This window comes from Desulfovibrio legallii (assembly GCF_900102485.1).
GTDB classification, from domain to species: domain Bacteria; phylum Desulfobacterota; class Desulfovibrionia; order Desulfovibrionales; family Desulfovibrionaceae; genus Desulfovibrio; species Desulfovibrio legallii_A.
Window position 1 is genome coordinate 17,447 of sequence record NZ_FNBX01000008.1, and the last position, 18,755, is coordinate 36,201.

17 protein-coding genes are annotated in these 18,755 nt (G+C 64.6%); 5 read left to right on the forward strand and 12 right to left on the reverse strand.

The annotated features are described in order from the left end of the window. Positions 1 to 45: 45 nt before the first annotated feature. Entirely contained in the window at positions 46 to 654 is a 609-nt protein-coding gene (locus tag BLS55_RS06110) for a hypothetical protein (RefSeq protein ID WP_218970734.1), read from the reverse strand. On the opposite strand from BLS55_RS06110, the gene BLS55_RS11875 reads away from it, so the two are divergent. Beyond that, positions 655 to 1,335: a hypothetical protein gene (locus BLS55_RS11875; RefSeq protein WP_143339526.1), complete on the forward strand. Its 681-nt coding sequence runs from the start codon at positions 655 to 657 to the stop codon at positions 1,333 to 1,335. Then, positions 1,305 to 3,329 carry an acetate--CoA ligase gene (gene acs, locus BLS55_RS06115; protein WP_092153480.1) on the forward strand — a complete coding sequence of 675 codons (2,025 nt, stop codon included), beginning with the start codon at positions 1,305 to 1,307 and terminating at the stop codon, positions 3,327 to 3,329. Before BLS55_RS11875 ends, acs begins: the two co-directional genes overlap by 31 nt. A gap of 254 nt (positions 3,330 to 3,583) precedes the next feature. Here acs and BLS55_RS06120 read toward each other — a convergent pair whose 3' ends face one another. From BLS55_RS06120 to rdgB, 11 genes are all read right to left on the reverse strand, one after another. Continuing rightward, positions 3,584 to 4,153: a hypothetical protein gene (locus BLS55_RS06120; RefSeq protein WP_092153481.1), complete on the reverse strand. Its 570-nt coding sequence runs from the start codon at positions 4,151 to 4,153 to the stop codon at positions 3,584 to 3,586. A gap of 106 nt (positions 4,154 to 4,259) precedes the next feature. Beyond that, the gene (locus BLS55_RS06125) at positions 4,260 to 4,775 is read right to left on the reverse strand and encodes an HdeD family acid-resistance protein (protein ID WP_180365411.1); all 516 of its coding nucleotides are present in this window, start codon (positions 4,773 to 4,775) and stop codon (positions 4,260 to 4,262) included. Between the two features lie 198 nt (positions 4,776 to 4,973). After that, complete coding sequence (locus BLS55_RS06130; RefSeq protein WP_092153483.1) at positions 4,974 to 5,471, reverse strand: flagellar assembly protein FliW; 498 nt, start codon at positions 5,469 to 5,471, stop codon at positions 4,974 to 4,976. Next, complete coding sequence (gene csrA, locus BLS55_RS06135) at positions 5,450 to 5,686, reverse strand: carbon storage regulator CsrA (RefSeq protein ID WP_092153484.1); 237 nt, start codon at positions 5,684 to 5,686, stop codon at positions 5,450 to 5,452. The genes BLS55_RS06130 and csrA overlap by 22 nt, the downstream gene beginning before the upstream one ends. 17 nt (positions 5,687 to 5,703) lie before the next feature. Further along, positions 5,704 to 7,236 carry a flagellin N-terminal helical domain-containing protein gene (locus tag BLS55_RS06140; RefSeq protein WP_092153485.1) on the reverse strand — a complete coding sequence of 511 codons (1,533 nt, stop codon included), beginning with the start codon at positions 7,234 to 7,236 and terminating at the stop codon, positions 5,704 to 5,706. Between the two features lie 9 nt (positions 7,237 to 7,245). Next, positions 7,246 to 9,378 (reverse strand): flagellar hook-associated protein FlgK, encoded by a 2,133-nt coding sequence (gene flgK, locus BLS55_RS06145; RefSeq protein ID WP_092153486.1) that lies wholly within the window; start codon positions 9,376 to 9,378, stop codon positions 7,246 to 7,248. 3 nt (positions 9,379 to 9,381) lie between these two features. After that, a complete protein-coding gene (flgN, locus tag BLS55_RS06150; protein ID WP_092153487.1) occupies positions 9,382 to 9,861 on the reverse strand; it encodes a flagellar export chaperone FlgN in 480 nt (159 codons plus the stop codon). A gap of 143 nt (positions 9,862 to 10,004) precedes the next feature. Next, entirely contained in the window at positions 10,005 to 11,492 is a 1,488-nt protein-coding gene (locus BLS55_RS12190; protein ID WP_092153488.1) for a rod-binding protein, read from the reverse strand. After that, on the reverse strand, positions 11,493 to 12,605 hold the full coding sequence (locus tag BLS55_RS06160; protein WP_092153489.1) for a flagellar basal body P-ring protein FlgI: 1,113 nt from the start codon (positions 12,603 to 12,605) through the stop codon (positions 11,493 to 11,495). A gap of 159 nt (positions 12,606 to 12,764) precedes the next feature. Then, the gene (locus tag BLS55_RS06165) at positions 12,765 to 13,661 is read right to left on the reverse strand and encodes a DMT family transporter (RefSeq protein WP_092153490.1); all 897 of its coding nucleotides are present in this window, start codon (positions 13,659 to 13,661) and stop codon (positions 12,765 to 12,767) included. A 260-nt stretch (positions 13,662 to 13,921) separates the two neighbouring features. After that, complete coding sequence (rdgB, locus tag BLS55_RS06170; protein WP_092153491.1) at positions 13,922 to 14,548, reverse strand: RdgB/HAM1 family non-canonical purine NTP pyrophosphatase; 627 nt, start codon at positions 14,546 to 14,548, stop codon at positions 13,922 to 13,924. A 239-nt stretch (positions 14,549 to 14,787) separates the two neighbouring features. Between rdgB and BLS55_RS06175 the strand changes: the two genes are divergently transcribed. Genes BLS55_RS06175 through BLS55_RS06185 form a run of 3 tightly spaced genes read left to right on the forward strand, consistent with a single transcriptional unit; the run spans position 14,788 to position 18,623 of the window. Further along, entirely contained in the window at positions 14,788 to 15,849 is a 1,062-nt protein-coding gene (locus BLS55_RS06175; protein WP_092153492.1) for an N-acetylneuraminate synthase family protein, read from the forward strand. A gap of 3 nt (positions 15,850 to 15,852) precedes the next feature. Further along, entirely contained in the window at positions 15,853 to 17,580 is a 1,728-nt protein-coding gene (locus BLS55_RS06180; protein ID WP_092153493.1) for an LIC12162 family transferase, read from the forward strand. A 2-nt stretch (positions 17,581 to 17,582) separates the two neighbouring features. Next, entirely contained in the window at positions 17,583 to 18,623 is a 1,041-nt protein-coding gene (locus tag BLS55_RS06185) for a tetratricopeptide repeat protein (protein ID WP_092153494.1), read from the forward strand. Positions 18,624 to 18,755 lie beyond the last annotated feature (132 nt).

Genomic DNA, 18,755 nt, shown 5'->3' on the forward strand with positions numbered 1-18,755 from the left:
CCGCCGCAGTCCGACTAGAGCATTTCAATTTTGCAATGCCCTGCGTCACGGCAGGCACAGGGCCTCCACAGGCACCTTGCCTGCAACGTATTGGGGGCTATGGGTATAGTTGGCGGGCAGATGCCGCACGAGGCAATCCGGATCGGGCAGGCCCTGCTTGCGCAGATAGCCCGTAAGATTCCTGGAATAAAATCCCTTGGGCACCGCCACGAAGGTCAGCCCCTGCGCGGCCTTTTCCCGGATATTCCAGACGCCGTAATCCGGGTTGACCGCCGGGCTGCGCAGAAATTCCCCCATCAGTTCCCTGTCCAGCAGATACATGCCCTGATACGGATTGGGCAGGTTAATGAAAGCGTACTCTTCCGAAACCGTCAGATAGGGGAGAGCGCGCATGCACTGGCTTTCCGCCTGGTCCACCACATACGCCCGGCCGTCGCCCCGCCGCAGCTCATAGCGCACAAAAGAGGGGTACTGGCGCGTTTTCCGCAAAAGCTCCCGCCCACGCAGCCAGTAGGCCACATTTCGCGGCAAAACCAGCGTATCATCTTCAAGGTAAAGGAAATGCGTAATGCTGGCGTCTTGCGCATAAAGCTCTGTAAAAACCTGGCGGTGTATCCAGGTCAGCAGGTATGGATGCCCCAGCAGATTCGGCACATGAAACGCATACTGCACATTGCCGGCATTGCACAGGGAGCTTGCCGCGACGAGACGTTCCGTCTCAGAAGAATTTGTACAGATATGGACCTGAACGGACGCGGCAAAGTTTTTAAACTCCTCGCAAACGCGCCTGAGGTATTGGAACCGGCTTTCCTTAAAGAAAAACGTTACGGCGACCGCCAGCTTTTCCGGCAAGGGTCCGGGCATAACCCACCTCTTTTGCGGACAATCCATCCCCGACTGCCCTTCCCCTCCCGGCAAAACGCCGCCGCAAAAACACAGCAGTCCACGCGCCATAATAATTTTCTGCTATCATGCGGGGAAAAAACGCCGCCTGTCAATACGCCGCACCCCAGCCGCAGGGGCATTGCGCCTGCCCTTGCTCAATTCCCCCCTTCCCCAAAAAAATTTTCATATTTTTTCAGCCCGATTGTGAAAAAATTCTTCAATTGTAACGCCATTCCAATGCCCGTTCCACCGTCCCAGGCCGCAAAAACCGGCCGCCTTGTTCAAAAAATCACAACAATGACTGAAAGACCAAACAATTCCGGCCTATTGACGCCTCTCTCCAATCTCCGTAATGAGCTATCATGGCGTGTTGCCACCCCCGTTACACAATCATTAACCACAGGAGGGAGGACAGGACCATGTCCCAGGAGCGGATCACCACACTGTTGAATGAAAACCGCAGCTATCTTCCGCCAGAGCACGGCAAGACTTCCGCCTGGGTTTGCGGCCCGGAGGAATACAACGCCCTCTGCCGGCGCGCCCTGGAAGACCCCAACGATTTCTGGGGTGCGCGAGCTTCGCAACTGATCCACTGGTTCAAACGCTGGGACAAGGTACTAGAAGCTGACGAAGTACGCCATAAATACAAGTGGTTTGTGGGCGGAAAACTCAATGCCTCGTTCAACTGCATTGACAGGCACCTCATCTCCGGCCGCCGCAACAAAGCCGCCATCATCTGGCAGGGCGAAAAAGAAACCGACGTGCGCTGCTACACCTATCAGATGCTCTATACCGAGGTCTGCCGGGTGGCCCACGCCTTAAGCTCCCTGCGCATCCGCAAGGGCGACCATGTGGCCCTGTACATGCCCATGATCCCGGAGCTCTTCATCGCCATGCTGGCCTGCGCCCGCATCGGGGCCATCCACACGGCCATCTTCTCCGGCTATGCCGAAGGCGGCGTGCGCAGCCGCATCGAAGGCTGCAAGGCCCGCGTGGTCATCACCGCAGACGCCGCCGTGCGCGGGGGCAAATGCAAACCCCTGAAGGCCAACCTCGACCCTATCCTGGAAAAATGCCCCTCCGTGGCCCATGTGGTGGTGGTGCGCCACGCCGGGCTGGACGGCGTGACCATGCAGCGCAACCGCGACATCTGGTGGCACGACCTTATTGACGACTTTACCCTCAACCCCGACTTCCCCTGCGAACCCATGGACGCCGAAGACACGCTCTTTCTGCTCCACACCAGCGGCAGCACGGGCAAACCCACGGGCGTCATGCACGCCACGGGCGGCTACCTTACCTACGCCGCCCACACCACCCAGTGGTGCTTCGACATGCGCGACGACGACGTCTACTGGTGCACCGCCGACGCGGGCTGGATCACCGGCCATACCTACGGGGTCTACGGCCCCCTCTCCCTGGGGGCCACCACCCTCATGTTTGAGGGCATCCCCACCTGGCCCTACCCCGACCGCTACTGGCGCATTGTGGAAAACTTCCGCGTCAACATCCTCTACACCGCGCCCACGGTCATCCGCTCCCTCATGCGCATGAACGAAGCCTGGACAGAACGCTACGACCTGGGCAGCCTGCGCATCCTCGGCAGCGTAGGCGAACCCATCAGCCCCGAAGCCTGGCAGTGGTACCACAAACACATCGGCAGCGGCGAGCTGCCCATTGTGGACACCTGGTGGCAAACCGAAACCGGCGGGGCCATGATCGCCCCCATGCCCTACGCCACCAAACTCAAACCCGGCTCGGCCAGCAAACCCCTGCCGGGCATCGACGCCACGGTTATGGGCTCCGCCGCCCGCGACGGCGAAGAACCCGAAGCAGGCTGCCGCGCCGGGCACCTGGTCATCCGCCGTCCCTGGCCCGGCCTGATGCAGGGCGTGTTCAACGACGAAGAAAAATACCAGTCCTACTTCTCCCGCTTCGGCTGCTACGCCTCAGGCGACGCCGCCGAAGTGGACCAGGACGGCTACTTCTGGATCCTCGGCCGCATTGACGACTCCATCAACGTCTCCGGCCACCGGCTCTCCACCGCCGAAATCGAAGCCGTGCTGGCCGCCTGCCCCGAAGTGGGCGAAGCCGCCGTGGTGCCCATGCCCCACCCCCTCAAGGGCGAAGGCATCTACGCCTATGTGGTCACCCGCGACGAAGTGCCCTGGAGCGCCGCCCTGCGCGTCAAACTGCGCGACGCCGTGCGCCGCGACATCGGCCCCTTGGCCAGCCCCGAACATATCCAGTTCGTAGAGGCCATGCCCAAAACCACCTCCGGCAAAATCATCCGCAGAATGCTGCGCAAAATCGCCGGCGGCCAGTACGAAGACATCGGCGACGCCACCTCCCTCGCCGAACCCCAGGTGGTGGGCCAGATCATCAACGGCCACCGCAACCTCATGGCCGGCCGCCATGAAACGGAGAATGAAGCGACGGAATAAAAAATTGTGTGGGGGAAGGGGGACTTTTGTGAACAAAAGTCCCCCTTCCCCCACACGCTCCCCATCCCCTTCAAAAAACTTTTCCCTCCTCAGACAACGCGCGGGGCGTACCCGACCGGACGATTTTGTGCGTTGCACTGCGCCGCCTGGGCGCAGACGCGGCCACGAAAGCGTAAAGGTAATACGTTTGCGCTTACGCCCCCACAGCGGGTGCCTGCTCGCGCGGCCGCAAGGGCATTTCAAAGTTGCATGCCCTAAAACGGCAGGCGCAGCAGACGGATGGTGTAGGGCTGGATGTGCAGCAGGCGCTGGGCGTTTACATCCTCGGCGCGGGTGGCAAAGTCCTGAAAATGGATGTTGAGGATGGCCTCGGCCTCATGGCTGCAGTCAAAAAGGTGCAGGGTATTGCCCTCCAGACTGTCGGCTGTAGTCCAGTGACGGTTGACGGCCGGGCCATCGGGAATGAGGCGGCGGGTAAAGCGAAAGATGACCGCCCGGTGGTCGGCGGCGTTGAGCCAGCCCCCACAGCATTCCCAGACCTGCTCTGGAGAAGGATCGTCCCGCGTCGCGAAGGGCTGGCGGATTTCCAAGGGGAAATTGCGGCCCTGCACGCGCAGCATGCCGTCCACCAGGGCGCAGTAGTCGGTTTCCTGCTCCAGCACGGCGCGGAAGGCATCGGGCGAGGCGGCCAGCCCCAGCAGCGTGTCGTTTAGAATGTCCCGCGCTTTGAGCACGCGCAGGCCGTGGGTCAGGCGCAGGGCGTTGAGCACGGCGTAAATGGCGCAAAACGTGTCCAGCTTGCCCTGGTAGAACGGTTTGAGCATGGCGCGGCCTCCGCAGGCTGTTATGCCTGCTTAGGGCTTGCCCGGTCAAGGGGCCGGCGCGGCCGCGGCGCACGGCAACACAGGCCCGCCGCAAAGGCAATCTGCACTAGGCGCGCGGCCTGCCGAAAGCCAGCAGGATGCTCACAATGCCGGCGCTCATAAAGTAAAACCCGGCCAGGAAGCTCATGGTCAGGATGGAAGAAACAGGGTTGGCCGCCATAAAAAAGCCCAGCAGAACGCAAAGGACATTCAGCACCAGAGTGAAGATATAGAGGCCCCTGTTGAGCAGCCGCAACGGCCAGGAATACACCAGAGCGTCAATGGAAGTCATGATGAACCAGAAAGCGAAAATATACGGCATGATGGCCATGGAAAAGCCCAGGTTGATCAGGAACACCACGCCGATGGCCACATCCAGAACGCCCACGATCAGCCGCATCAGGCTTTCGCCGCGATAACGGATGAGCAGAAGGCCTTTAAACAGGGCGGCCAGGGCAAAAACAATGGTGATCGCCGCCAGATTGGCCGCGGGATTTCTGAAGGCGACCAGCGCCACAAACAGAAACAACACCCCAATAAGCAGACACGTCCAATCGAATTTATTGCTGCGTTCCATTTCCATGACGCTGCTCCTCCATGGCGTGGTAAAAGGTCCGGGCTCTTGCGGCTGCAAGATAGCCACTACAATAACAATACATTGCCCTGCAGCCATGTCAAGCAGCTCCGCCCCCATGCACGCGCGCCGGGCGGCGGGCGCAAAAATCCCCCGAAGCCGCCAGGGGCTTCGGGGGACAGAAATGCTGCGCCGCAGCAGGGGCGGTCAGTCTGTGGGGGCGGCCACGGACGGCTGCACAGGCTGCACAGGCTGCACGGGCTGCAGAGTATGCATGTTGATCTGCTGCGGGCCCTCCACGCATTGGGGCACCTGCACGCCCAGGCGGACCTTGTGGTTGATGAAGATGGGGCCCGTAAGGTTAAGGGCGGCCTGCTCCGGCGCGCCGACAGGAATGGACACGGTAACCAGCAGGACGGCCTCGTCCGGGTTTTCCAGCTGAAGCAGCTGGCGTTCCGCCGGGCCCAGCACCGGGGCGTAGGATTTGTCCAGAAAACTGTAGGGATCGGCCACCAGCAAACCCACCTGGGGCGTGTGCACGCTCTGCAGGATCAGCAGCGGGGCCTCCGGGCGGATCTGCAGCAGGATGAAATCCCGCTCGGTTTCAAATCCGGCCAGCCCGCGGGGAAAGTGCACCGCCTTGTCCATGTCGATGCTCCGCTGCCCAAGGCGGGTGTCGATGGTTACTTCGTTGTTCCGTGCCATAGTTCAGCAGCCACCATAAGGTCGTTGTTACTGGTTGCAAGGGCGCGACGGTTTTCCTCCACAACCCGCCGGTACACTTCTTCGCGGTACACTGTGGTTTCTTCCGGCACTTCCAGGCCGAGGCGGACCTGCTTGCCCTGCATCCCCAGTACGGTGATGCGGATGTTCTCGCCCAGGTAGAGGCTTTCGCCGGGGCGGCGCGTCAAAATCAGCATTAGGGCGGTCCTAAGTCCTAGAGGTAATTGGCCAGGCTCATCTGCATAATCAGGGATGAGGATTGCAGCACCGTCTGGTACGTCAGTTGCTGGCGGGTCAGCTTGGTCAGCAGTTCCGTGAGGTCGATGTCTTCAACATAACTCAAGCGGTCTTCCTGGTCCAGCTTTTGAAAGCTCAGCACGTCGCTGGCCGTGCTGACCCGGTTTTCCAGCCCGCCGATGCGGGCCACCTGGGTAAGCACGCTCTGCTGCACGCTTTCCAGCTGGGCCAGCACCTGCTGGCAGCCTTCCTGGTTATTGTTCTCGCAGTAAGCAATAAAATTGCCCGCCACCTCAAACAGGTTGGTGTCTTCCGTCATGGAGGCCTGGCCGTCGTAGTAGCCGCCGAAGATATCCTTGCCCACGTTGTTGACGGAAATATATGTGTCTTTCAGAATTTCCAGATTCAGATCGGCGCGCCGGGGGTGAATAAGCACCTGCGTGCCCGCCGTCACCGTGCTGGAGGCGGCGTCGGCCGTCAGGTCCATATAGCCGCCCGGTACGGGCAGGCGCACCGAGTCCGTCCCTGTGCTTACGGCCGTGGCCGGCACCCAGGTGGACCCGCCGTCCGTGCTGTAGGAATAGCCGAACTCCGTGCCCGCCCCTGCCGCGCTCAGGTCCACGTCGCTGTCCACCCGCACCAGCACGTTGCTGCCGAAGCTGCCGCTGGCCTCGGCCGTAAGGCCTTCGGGGCCGCCCATAATGGTCATGTCCGGCGGGGGGTCGTTGTCGTCGCCCTGATACACGGCCGTGGGCCGGATATAGAGCAGGGTGCCGTTGTCGGCCCCCGCGCCTAGGGTGGTGTCCGCCGCGCTCACAGCCAGGTCCTGCTGCATGGTCACCACCACGCCGTCCAGATCCAGCGTCGCGTCCGATGTAGAGGCGTCGGTCCAGGTAGTGCCGCCGTCCGCGGACCAGCGGTAGTTCAGGGTGTCCGTGCCCAGGGTGCCGGAGCTGGTGAACTGCACCATCAGGGAGGTGTCCGAAGCGCCCTCAATGGTATAGGCCCCGGCGTCGATGGCCGCATCCCAGTTTTCGTCCCAGCTGGTCAGGGCCAGGCTTTCCGTAAAGGCGCTGCTGGAGTAGCGCTGCCCGGCAAAGATATTTTTATCTTCGTACTGCGTATTGGAAAGGTTGAGGATTTCGCCAAAAATTTCCCGCGCCTGATAGGCGATCTGCTGGCGATTCTCCGCCGTGTAGGTGCCGGTGGAGGCCTGCTCGGCCAGGCTTTTGAGGCTGGTGATGGCGTTGCTCAGCTGGGTGCCCAGCACGTCGTCGGCCAGCTGCAGCCAGCCCGTGGCCGTATCCACGTTGCTTTCGTACTGCTCGGTGGCGCTGATGTCGTCCCTGGTCATGAGCACGCGGTAGGTGCCGGCCGGGTCGTCTGAAGGCCGGTTGATCTTCTTCTGGGTGGAGCCCTGCTCGTTGCTCTCCATGTAGGCGGCCAGAGTGCTCTGCATCTGGCTGACCATGGTATTGTACATGGACTGCTGCGTCACGCGGATGGCCATACGCCCCCCTTATTCCTTGAGGCCCAGCAGGGTTTGCAGCATCTGGTCGGCGGTGGTGATGAGCTTGGCCGCCGCCGTGTAGGAATGCTGATATTTGATGAGGTTGGCCATTTCTTCGTCCAGGTTCACGCCCGTGACGGAGCTGACCTGGTCTTCCAGATCGCTGGTCAGGGCCGTGTGGTACTCCGCATTGGTCTGGACGCTGCGCGTATCCGCGCCCACGGTGGTGACCAGGTTGGCGTAGTACTGGGAAATGGTCTGGTTGCTCACGGTCTTCCAGACGGTGGAGATGGTCACGGTCGTATCCGCCAGCTTGGCAATGGCCGTGGCCGTGGCGTTGTCCCCGGCGTTGACCTGGTACTGGCCGTTGACCTGGCCGGCGGCGATATAGTTGACATCGCTGTGCATCTGGCTGTTCACGGCCAGGTCGTCCGCGCCCGTGCCGGTAAAAAAGGCATTGACGCCCAGGGCCGCCATAAGGCCGGAGGTATCCGCGCCCAGGGCAAACTGCACGTTGCTGGCGCTGTTGGTTTCAATAAGCAGCCTGCCGTCCTGAATGCTGGCCTTAAGCAGATTCTGCCCCGCATTATTGGGGTCGGGAAAACTGCTGTTGATGGCGTTGGCCACGTCCTCCAGGGAGTGTACGGAAGGGTCAAAATTTTCCACTTCGGCGGTGCTGGAGTCAAAATCCAGCATGCCGGAGGTCACATATTCGCCGGTGGTTTTGTCATAAAAATAAAAGTTGACGTTGCCGGACTGCAGGCGGTCCGCATTGGGCAGGATGGACTGCGCGGAGCCCAGCGCCTGGGTGGAGCTTTCCACCTGCTGCTGGCCCTGGCTGTAGTCCAGAAGGGTGTTGCCCGTGCCCTGGCTGTGGATGCGGTTGACCTCCCAGATCAGCGAGGAGGCCACGGCGTCCAGCTCGTCCAGGTAGCGGCCGCAGTTGTCGTCACGGACGCTGAAATAGGCCGTCAGCGTGCCGCCGGTGGTGCGGTTCTGGTTTTCCGTGCCGTCCAGGTAGGTCTGCGGGGTGATGTTCTGGGCCCCGCGCGTGGGCTCAATCCAGTAAAGGCCGGTCTTGGGAACGATGTCGAACTTGTCGCCCGCGGTAAAGCCCGTGGTTTCGGAAAAGGAGATTTTGAGATCCTTGACCTGCACGGGGTCCACCTGGCCGTCGCCGTCGTTGTCCGTGACGGTATAGTGCAGCTCCTGGCCATCCTCGTCGCGCAGCCAGGTTTTGCCGCCGTCCAGCGAAACGCGGAAGGAAGGCGGGGGCGTATCGCCCACATCGCCGCCGGTCACCATCTCCAGCGTGTATTCGTGGCTGTCCGTGCCGTCAAATTCCACACTGCCCGTATAGGTGGAATCGGCCGTCAGCCGGCTTTCCGCCCGCGCGTCCAGCACGTCCAGCTCAAAGGAGCTCTGCCCCTGCACCAGGGGCTGGCCCGTGGAAAGCTGCACGGTAAAATCGCCGCCGCCGTTGTCCGTGGTCTCCACGTCAATAAGCCCGGCCAGCTCGCGCACCATCTGGTCGCGCTGATCCAGAAGATCGTTGGGGTTGCTCACGCCCTCGCGGGTGCGCGCGTTGATCTGGTTGTTGAGGTCGGCAATGCTTTTGGAGAGGGTATTGACCCGGTCCACAGCCTGATTGATGGAAACGTCCATCTCGTCCTGAATGGCTTTCAGGCTGTCCACGGTGCTGGTCAGCATGTCGCTGAGGCTGTCGGCGTAGGACAGCAGGCTCTCGCGCGTGGCCGTGTCGTCCGGACGCTGGGCCAGATCGCTCCAGGCCGTGAAAAATTCCGTCAGCGTGCCGCTGATGCCCGTGCGGTTGGACTCGTTGAACAGGTTTTCCACCGAGGACATGATGGTTTCCTGCTCGCTCCAGCGGGCGGAATTGGTGGACTGCCGCACATAGGAGCTCTCCAGAAAAGCGTCGAAATAGCGCAGCACCTGCTGGGCGTTGACGCCCAGGCTTTCGCCGCCGGGCTTGGTGGTAATGGTGCCGCCGTCGCGCTGGTCCACATAGCGGCGGGTGTAACCTTCCGTATCGGCATTGGCGATATTGCTGCCTGTGACCGAAATCCAGGCCTGCGCCGCCGTAAGGGCTGTGTACCCGAGGTTGAGCAGACCGCTGAGCATGGCCTAGAGCCTCCCGGAAAGAAAGGCCGCCTGCGGATGGGGCTGCGCGCGCATGCCGCCCTTGCGGCCATATGTATCCGCCGGCACGGGCAGGGCCTGACGGGTCAGAGCCTGCAGGCTGCGGCTGCTCTGGTCCAGCAGGGCCAGAGCCAGCTGACTGTTGCGCGAGGCCTGGCGCGAGGCGCGCTGCTCGGCCCGGTCCACCTCGCGGGCCAGGGCGCGCAGGGCTTCCCCCTCCGCTTCCCGCCCTGCGGCGCAAAGCCCGGCGGCGTATGCCGTAACCCGCATGCCGTTCAGGGCCTTGACTACCGTAACCTTCTCCACGGCCAGCTGCCGGATAAGCTCCTGGATGGAAAATTCCAGCCCGGCCACGTCGTCCGCGCGGCGGGAAAGCAGAATGCCGTACTCTTCTTCCAGCAGCTGACAGAGCAGCTCCAGAGCCTTGGCCTGACGGTGGAGGGATGCGTGGATGTGTGCGTACATGACTGCCTCGCCGGGATGGGGCGGGGGCGGAAGCCCGCTGCGGCCGCCCCGGCCGGAACCGGGACCGCCGCAAGGGGGCAGAATCTGCCGCCCCGCGCGTTATGCTGCGATGGAAGCAATATCCGTGCCGCGAAGCCTAGGGCCTAGCCCCCCAGGTCCGCCGCGGTAAGGGGCGGAATGCCGCCCGTTGCGGTGTCCCCAGCCCCAGCGCCGGCGGCGCCCGGCGCAAGGGGCAGCCCTGCGGCCTGCCCGGCCTGGGCCTGCTGCGCCTGCTGGGCATGGTAAGCGGCAAGCCCCGCTCCGGCCCGGCTGTTGGGGCCCACGGCGTCCGTCTGCAGGGTGCGGATGAGCTCGTCCTTATGCCGCTTGCCATTGGCCGGAATATTGGTGGTGTAGCGCACCTTCATGGGCTGCAGAGCCTGCTGCCGCTCCAGAGCGCTGGGCGCGGCCGCGGGTCGGGCCTCCGCGTTGCCTGCGGCCTGCGCCTGCTGGGCGGCATTGGCGGCTTGCGCCGCGGCAGCCGCGTTAGGCGCGGCAGCGCCCGGCTGCAGCTTGCGGAGCAGTTCTTCCTTATGCCGCTGGCCCGCAGCGGCAATATTGGTAGTGTAGCGCACCTTCATGGGCTGCTGCCCCCCGGCGGCCTGCTGCGCCCCGGTCTGGCCTGCAGCCTGGCCCGCCGCGCTCTGCCCGGCAAAGCCCTGATCAGAAGCATTCTGCGCCGCCGCGCCCGGCGCGGCAAGGTACTGCGCCGTAAGGGGCGGCACCGCCCCGGCCGTTGCGCCTTGCCGGGCGTCAGCGCGGCCGTTGCGCGCCGCGTCGGTTGCGCCGGGATGCAGGGTGGGCAGCACAGCCCCAGGCCCCAGCTTGCTGCCCGCCTGGAACCGGGCGGCGCGGGCCATCTGCAGGCCGGAGTCGCCCCGGCCGGCGTGCGTCACGCGGATCTGTTTGTGCGGCTCGCCGCTCTGCTGCAGGGCCTGCTGCGCGCGCAGCACGGCCAGGGCCTGGTCCACCTCCGGCGGATTGGTCACGGCTGCGGCGGCCGGGATTCCAGAGGCGGCAACGGCCTGGGGCGCGGCGTCGGCCGCGGCCCCGGCATCGCGCAGGGGGGCCGCGCCGTCATAAATGGCCGCCATGCCCTGCGCGCCCGCGCCTGTACGGCTGCCGGCCTGCCCGGCCGCGGTTTCCTGTGCCGCCGGCGCTTCCGGCGCGGGGGGCAGCAAGGGCGCGGCCTCCGGGCTGAAAGCGCGCGCGGGCGACGCGGCGGCCGCCGCGCTCTGGCTGGCGCTGCCCAGGCGTTGCGAAAGCTGGGCGTACATCATGTCCGCCAGGCCTACACCCCCGGCCGCAGCCATTTTCTTGGCCAGCTCCTGGTCGTACATGCCCTGCCAGAACTGTTCCTCCCGGCCTTGCAGCAGGTTGCTTTTGGGCAGGGTATTGCGCATCTCCTGCCACATTTTCTGGATAAAAATGGATTCAAAGCCCTGGCAGGCCTCGCGCAGCTTTTTTTCTTGCTGCGCTTCCGTCAGATTTTTGCCGTTAACCCCGGCAAGGCGCGTCTGCACCTCCTGCCGGGCCAGCTCAGCCGCGCCCGCCTGGGGCACCAAAGGGGGAACGCCGAGGGACGCGCTCATTTAGATCACCTCCAGGTCCGCGTGCAGCGAGCCGGAAGCCTGCATGGCCCGCAGGATGGAAATGAGGTCGCGCGGCGTGGCCCCGATGGCGTTGAGGCCATCCACCAGCTCCTGCAGGGTGGCCCCTTCCACCATGACCAGGTGGCGCTGTTCCTCGCGGATATTGGCCTCGGTCTGCGGGGTCACCACAGTCTGCCCCTGGGAGAACGGCCCCGGCTGCGAGACCTGCTCGCTCTCCTGCACGGTAATCTGCAGGTTGCCGTGGGCCACGGCCGCGCGGGAAACCCGCACGTCACGCCCCAGCACCACGGTGCCGGTCTTTTCGTCCACCACCACCTTGGCTGCCGTATCCGGGCTCACGTCCAGGTTTTCCACCGAGGCCATGAGCGGCACCAGGTTGTTGCGGTACTGGGGCGGCACGTCCATGACCACGCTGGTGGCGTCCACCGCGCGGGCGTAGGGGCCGCCCATGGCCCCGTTAAGACGCTCCGCCATCTGCTGGGCCGTGGAAAAATCCCCGATGCGCAGGTTGAGGGTCAGCTTGTTCTGCTGGTTGAATTCAAAAGGAATGGAGCGCTCCACAATGCCGCCGCCGGGGATGATGCCCACCGTGGCCACGTTTTTGCTGGTGCTGGCCGCCTTGCCCGCGGCGGAAAAGCCCCCCACCGTGAGCGCGCCCTGGGCCAGAGTGTATATCTTGCCGTCCACGCCCTTGAGGGCCGTCTGCAGCAGCACCCCGCCCATGAGCGAAGTGGCGTCGCCCACCGAGGATACCGTCACGTCCAGGCGCGTGCCGGGCTTGGCCGACACGGGCATGCGCGCCGTGACCATGACCGAAGCCACGTTCTTGATCTTCAACGATGAGGAATCCACGCCCACGCCCATGCGGTCCATCATGTTTTTCATGGAGCTCAGGGTGAAGACGGAATCCTTTTTGTCGCCCGTGCCCGCCAGGCCCACCACCAGGCCGTAGCCGATGAGCTGGTTGTCCCGCACGCCCGAAAAGGTGGCGATGTCCTTGATGCGCACGGCCTGCGCCGGCAACGCCGCCCCCAGGCTCAACAGCAGCGCCGCCGGAAGTGCAAGACCCCACCGCAGCATTGTCAATTTCATGGCGCAGCCTCCTTGCCGAAAGACCGGCAACTGTCCTCTTGCAGGAAGCGTGCCGCCCATCCCGACAGAAGCTCTGCCCCTGACGCTGCAAAAAAAATGGAGCGTTTGCCCAGGCTGCGCCCTGCGCATCCCCTGAGGGGAGAAACGTTTTTTTGACTGTTACCCCGCCCCGTTGCGTCTGCGCAAGCGCGCGCCCAGGGCGCGGATCCTCTCGCCGAGGAGGACGAGGATGACGGAGGCGACAATGAGGGCGACGCCGGCGGCGATGGGGGGCGTGAAGGGTTCATGGAAGACGAGGACGCCCGCCAGAACGGCGGTGAGGGGTTCCATGACGCCGAGGACGGAGGCGAGGGTGGAGCCGATGCGCTGCACGGCCAGGATGAGGGTGAGGTTGGAGACCACGGCGGTGATCAGGGCGAGCAGCAGGGCGAGGCCCAGCTCGCGCCAGGAGCGCAAAGGGCGGAAGACGCCGGTGGCCAGGCAGTTGACCAGGGTGAGCAGGCCGCTCAGGGCCAGGACGTAGAAGGTCATGACCAGGCCGCTCATGTGGGGAATGCGGGCAGCGAAGATGGCGGTGATATAAAGGGCGTTGCAAAGGGCGGAGGCGAGCAGCAGGGCCACGCCTATGGGCTGCACGCGGCCGCCCGCGCCGCCGCCCAGCAGGTGCACGCCCAGGAGGGCCAGGGCCACGGCGCAGGCTGTAATCCAGGAAAAGCGCTCATGGAAAAAAGCGATCATGAGCAGCATGACCATGACCGGATAGAGAAACTGGAGGGTGGCGGCCACGCCGCTGGGCATGTAGGCAAAGCCCCAGAACATGAGCAGAGCGGCCAGGGCGTACATGCAGCTCATGCCCGCGAGCAGGCAGAGGGAGCGCGCGCTGGCGTGGAGGCGCTCGCCCCGCAGAACCAGGATGCCGCCCAGAACCACGGCGGCAATGGCAAAGCGGTAGAACAGCGCCAGGGAAGCGGGCATGCCCCCGTGGATCAGGGGCAGGGCGAACAGGGGGATCAGGCCGAAAGCGGCCGAGGACAGCAGACCGTAGAAGAAACCCATGGCATCCTTCTTGGGCGGGGGGCCTTACCTTGCTGCAAGGCAAGGTTTGGGGCCGCGCTGCCGGGGCATTTCAGCTTTAAAATGCCCTGGCGACTGCGTGAGCAGACGCCCGCTGTGGAGGCGTAAGCGCAAGTTATTTGCGCTGTTAAGCGCCGAAACGAGCGTGCCGTAAACCTTGAGAATACATATTCTCAAAGTTAATCTGCTCTAGAAGTGGGGGGCGATGCGCCTGAATTCCGGTTATGGAGGGGAAAGAGCCTTCAGGCCCGGACAAAGGCGGCCCAGCCTTCCAGCAGGGCGCGCAGGGCCTTACCGCGGTGGCTGCGGGCGTTTTTCTGCTCCGGGGTCATCTGGGCGGCGGTCAGGCCCAGGGTCGGGTCAAAAAAAAGCGGGTCATAGCCAAAGCCGTTGCTTCCGCGTTGTTCCGCAAGCAGGCGGCCTTCCCATGTGCCGCGCGTGGTCAGGCTCCGGCCGTCGGGCGTAACGGCGGTCATGCAGCAGACGTAGCGGCAGGCGCGGCGGGCCTCGGGCACGGCCGCCAGGGCGTGGAGGAGCTTGCGCATATTGCGGGCGTCGCGGCTTTCGCCGGGCAGCAGGGGCCAGTCGTCGGCGTAGCGGGCGGAGTGCACGCCCGGCGCGCCGTCCAGAGCGTCCACCTCCAGGCCGGAGTCGTCAGCCACGCTCACAAGCCCGGTGTGCCGGGCCACGGTTTCGGCCTTGATGCGGGCGTTTTCCTCAAAGGTCAGGCCGTATTCGTCGATTTCGCCGATTTCGGGAAAGGCGGCGAGGCCAAGCACCTCCACCCCGGCGTGGGCCAGGGGTTCGGCCAGCTCGCGGACCTTGCCCGCATTATGGGTGGCCAGAACAATGCGCAGCGCGGCAGTCATGGGAGCTCCTTGCCTGTAAGATGTTGCAGTGGCGCAAAGGCGCGCAGCATACGCCCCGCCCCGGCCTTTTGACAAGGCCGGACGGCAGGGCCCGCCGCGGCGGGCCCTGCCGGGGGCCGCCTTTTTCAAATAATATTTATTATATCATTATGTTGCATCGCAGCACAGGACAACGCGCTTTTCTTTTGCGCCACGCGGGCGTATACTTGCCAGCCAAAGTATCTGAACGAGGAAACCATATGGATATTATGGATATATTTGCCGTCCCCAGACCGGAAACGCGCATCCCCGCGCCCTACGTCATCGCCGAGGCCGGCGTGAACCACGAAGGCAGCATGGACATTGCCCGCAGGCTCATTGACGAGGCCGCTGCCAGCGGGGCCGACGCCATCAAGTTCCAGACCTACAAGGCGGCCACCCTGGCCTCCAAGGACTCCCCGGCCTACTGGGACACCAGCAAGGAACCCACCAGAAGCCAGTACGAGCTGTTCAGAAAGCACGACTCCTTCTGGAAAAACGAGTTTGAGGCGCTGAAAAAACACTGCGACGCGGCGGGCATCGCCTTCATGTCCACGCCCTTTGACGTGGAGTCCGCCCACTTTCTCAACGACCTCATGGACGTCTTCAAAATCTCGTCGTCGGACATCACCAACAAGCCCTTTATCCGCATCCTCTGCGATTTCGGCAAGCCCATCCTGCTCTCCACCGGCGCGGCCTATCTGCACGAAATCGCCGAAGCCGTGGAGTGGATAGAAGCCAGGGGCAACAAACTGGCCCTGCTGCACTGCGTGCTCAACTACCCCACTGCAGACGAAAACGCCGCCCTGGGCATGATCCCCGCGCTCAAGCGCCACTTCCCCGGCCACGTTATCGGCTATTCCGACCACACCCTGCCCAAGGACATGCACATCCTGGAAACCGCCGTGCTCCTGGGCGCGCGCGTGCTGGAAAAACACTTTACCCACGATAAAACCCTGCCCGGCAACGACCACTACCACGCCATGGACAAGGAAGACCTGCGCCGCTTCCGCACCCGCCTGGCCGCCACCCTGGCCAGCGTGGGCGAAATGGAAGTGCGCGCCCTGCCGGAAGAAGAACCCGCCCGGCAGCACGCCCGCCGCTCTCTGGTCACGGCCCGCGCCGTGCCCGCCGGCCAGCCCCTTACGCCCGCCGACCTCACCTGGAAGCGCCCGGCCCACGGCATCTCGCCCCGCAACTACGATGCCGTGCTGGGCCTGCGCGCCCGCCGCGACCTGCCCGAAGACACTGTGCTCACCTGGGCGGACCTGGATAAGGCCTGAGCCATGGACAACGGCCGTCCTACCCTTGTGCTCGGCCGCATGCCCCGGGGGGCGGACCCCGCCGCCTTCCGGGCGGCGGGCCCCTGGTGCTTTGCCGAACAGGAAGAATTCTTCCCCGATTGGGAACAGCGCTTTACCTTCGCGCCCGAACCCCTTACGGACCTTGCCCTGCAGGAGCAGGCCTGCGCCGAGGTCAAGGCCCTCTGCGCCGACGCCCTGCCCGCCCTGGCGGCCCGGCTTTGCCCGCACAGCCGCGACCTGCCCCCGGCCTATTGGGAAACCCTGCTGGCCCCCTGGGCCATGAACGTGGCCAAGCAGATTGTGGAACGCTGGTGGCGCGTCAAAGCCATGATCCGGGCCTGGGGGCAGACGCCCCTGCAAGTGCCCCTGCTGCCCGCAACCTGCACCTTTTTCTTCGCCGCCGGGCCGGACTTCGTCCTGCACGGCGCCCTGGGGCACACCTTCAACCACTGGCTGTTCTCCCGCCTGCTGGAGCCGGTCTTTCCCCCGGCCTGGAGCAAAGTCTGGCTGCCGCCGGAGACCAAGGCTTATGGCCGCCTTACCAGGGCAGCAGGCCGCGCCCGCCTGCGGGAACTGGCCCGCAACGCCCTGCTGCGCCTGCCCTTCCCTTGCATCAAAGGCGCGAGCCTGGGGCAGAGCCTGCGCTTTTCTCTGGCCCTGCTGCACCGCAGCCACGGGCCGGACCTTTCCACGCCCCTTGCCGCCTACGGCAGCGCGGCCACGGGTCGGACCCCGGACCTGCCGCAGCCCTACGCCGCCGATCCCCTGCCCCTTTTTCTGCCCGCCCTGCCGCGCCTGCTGGCCGGGCTGCGCCACCCGCGCCGCCTGCGCCCCGCCCTGTGGGGCCCGCGCCTGCGCGTGGCCAGCGTGCTGGCCTACGAGGACGCCGCCTACCGCCAGCGCCTGGCCCTCTGGCGCGGTCGCGGCCACCGGCTTATGTATGTGCAGCACGGCAGCGACTACGGCCAGGTGCGCTGCCTTACGGAAGTGGAAATGGTGGAATACGCCCAGCACGCTTTTGCCACCTGGGGCTGGAGCCGCCATGCGGGCTGCCGCGGCAACTTCATCCCCCTGCCCCACCCGCAGCTGGCCCGGCTTGCCGGCCGCTGGCACGGCGCAAATGGCCACAATCTCCTCCTGGTCGGCACGGAAATGCCCGCCTTCGGCTACCGGCTGGACGCCCACCCCTCGCCCCTCCAGGTGCTGGACTACCGCAAGGACAAAGCCCGCTTTTTCGCCGCCCTGAGCCGCGACCTGCAAGGCAAAAGCCTGTACCGCCCCTATTTCCCCGTGCCCGGCAGCCTGCGCGACGCCGATTGGGTGCTGGAACGCTTCCCCGCCGTGCGCCTGGCCGCCGGCCCCCTGGACAAACACCTTTTCGCCTGCCGCCTGCTGGTGCTGGACCACAACGGCACCACCCTGCTGGAAGCCCTGGCCGCCGATATGCCCGTTATCGCCTTCTGGCGGCGGGAGGTCTGGCCCCTCACCCCGGAAAGCGACGCCCTGCTGGATCTGCTGGCCCAGGCCGGCGTCTGGCAGCCCACGCCGGAGGCCGCCGCGGCCCAGGTCGCCCGGGTCTGGGAAGCCCCCTTGGCCTGGTGGCAAAGCGAGCCCGTGCGGCAGGCCCGTCGGGCCTACTGCCGGGAACAGGCCCGCACGGTGGAAGGCAGCGTCAATCCCCACTGGATCCAAACCCTCAAGAGTTTATAATCATGTCATTGCCCTTTATCCCACGCGCCGCAGCCGCGGCCTTCTGCCTCCTCTGCCTCCTCAGCCTCGCCGCCCCCGCCCCGGCGGCCGAAGCCGATGCGGGCAAAACCCTCCAGGAAGTGCAGACCGCCCTGGACAAAAACGACTACGACCAGGCCGTGCGCCTGCTCAAACCCCTGGTGGACCAACGGCACCCCGAAGCCCTCTACGTCATGGGCCGCCTGATCCTGGACGGCAAGGGCGTTAAAAAGAACGCCACCCGCGCCGCGGAATTTTTCCGCCTGGCGGCCGAAGGCGGCGACCTGAGCGCCATGAACTCCTGGGGCACGGCCCTGGCCTCCGGCGAAGGCGTGCCCCGCAACTACCGCGAGGCCGCCCGCTGGTTCCGCAAAGCCGCGGAGCAAGGCCACGCCACGGCCCAGTACAACCTGGGCTACCTTTACGCCCACGGCCGGGGCGTGGCCAAGGACGAAACCGCCGCCATGGACTGGCTCGCCCGCGCGGCCAACCAGGGCCTGGCCGACGCCCAGTACTCCCTGGGCTGGCTCTGCCTCAACAGCAAAGGCGAAAACCAAAGCGACACCAAGGCCGCCCACTGGTTTGAACAGGCCGCCCAGCAGGACGACCCCAAAGCCCAGAACAACCTGGCCTACATGTACGCCGAAGGCCGGGGCGTGGCCCAGGATCCGGCCCGGGCCGTGCAGTGGTACCAGCGCGCCGCCGACCAGGGCTACGCCGAAGCCCAGTACAACCTGGGCTTCATGTACGAACAGGGCCGCGGCGTGGCCCAGGACTACACCAAGGCCGTGGACTGGTACCGCAAGGCCGCCGAACAAAACGAACCCTCCGCCCAGTATTCCCTGGGCCTTATGTACGACCAGGGCACCGGCGTGCCCCGCAACCTGAGCGAAGCCAACCGCTGGTACCACCTGGCCGCCAAAAACGGCGACCCCGACGCCAAAGCCGTGGTCCGCGCCCAAAAGAGCGCCCCTGCCAAACAGCCGGGCAAACCCCGTCAGCAATCGCACCGCAAACCGCAGTAGTCCTCTTGGCAAGGGCACGGAAGGATGCAAAAAAAATAAAAGCGCTTGCAATTATGGCAGATTACCTTTGAGAATATGCATTCTCAAAGGTTAAGGCACACTCGTTTCGGCGCTTAACAGCGCACATAACTT

Bases quoted from the DNA above. Each gene is read 5' to 3' on its own strand.
- BLS55_RS06165 (WP_092153490.1), bottom strand. From the start codon at position 13,661: ATGGGTTTCTTCTACGGTCTGCTGTCCTCGGCCGCTTTCGGCCTGATC.
- csrA (WP_092153484.1), bottom strand. From the start codon at position 5,686: ATGCTGATTTTGACGCGCCGCCCCGGCGAAAGCCTCTACCTGGGCGAG.
- BLS55_RS06130 (WP_092153483.1), bottom strand. From the start codon at position 5,471: ATGGCACGGAACAACGAAGTAACCATCGACACCCGCCTTGGGCAGCGG.
- BLS55_RS12190 (WP_092153488.1), bottom strand. From the start codon at position 11,492: ATGAGCGCGTCCCTCGGCGTTCCCCCTTTGGTGCCCCAGGCGGGCGCG.
- flgN (WP_092153487.1), bottom strand. From the start codon at position 9,861: ATGTACGCACACATCCACGCATCCCTCCACCGTCAGGCCAAGGCTCTG.
- BLS55_RS11875 (WP_143339526.1), top strand. From the start codon at position 655: ATGAAACGCATACTGCACATTGCCGGCATTGCACAGGGAGCTTGCCGC.
- BLS55_RS06125 (WP_180365411.1), bottom strand. From the start codon at position 4,775: ATGGAAATGGAACGCAGCAATAAATTCGATTGGACGTGTCTGCTTATT.
- BLS55_RS06120 (WP_092153481.1), bottom strand. From the start codon at position 4,153: ATGCTCAAACCGTTCTACCAGGGCAAGCTGGACACGTTTTGCGCCATT.
- BLS55_RS06140 (WP_092153485.1), bottom strand. From the start codon at position 7,236: ATGGCCATCCGCGTGACGCAGCAGTCCATGTACAATACCATGGTCAGC.
- flgK (WP_092153486.1), bottom strand. From the start codon at position 9,378: ATGCTCAGCGGTCTGCTCAACCTCGGGTACACAGCCCTTACGGCGGCG.
- acs (WP_092153480.1), top strand. From the start codon at position 1,305: ATGTCCCAGGAGCGGATCACCACACTGTTGAATGAAAACCGCAGCTAT.
- BLS55_RS06175 (WP_092153492.1), top strand. From the start codon at position 14,788: ATGGATATTATGGATATATTTGCCGTCCCCAGACCGGAAACGCGCATC.
- BLS55_RS06185 (WP_092153494.1), top strand. From the start codon at position 17,583: ATGTCATTGCCCTTTATCCCACGCGCCGCAGCCGCGGCCTTCTGCCTC.
- BLS55_RS06180 (WP_092153493.1), top strand. From the start codon at position 15,853: ATGGACAACGGCCGTCCTACCCTTGTGCTCGGCCGCATGCCCCGGGGG.
- rdgB (WP_092153491.1), bottom strand. From the start codon at position 14,548: ATGACTGCCGCGCTGCGCATTGTTCTGGCCACCCATAATGCGGGCAAG.
- BLS55_RS06160 (WP_092153489.1), bottom strand. From the start codon at position 12,605: ATGAAATTGACAATGCTGCGGTGGGGTCTTGCACTTCCGGCGGCGCTG.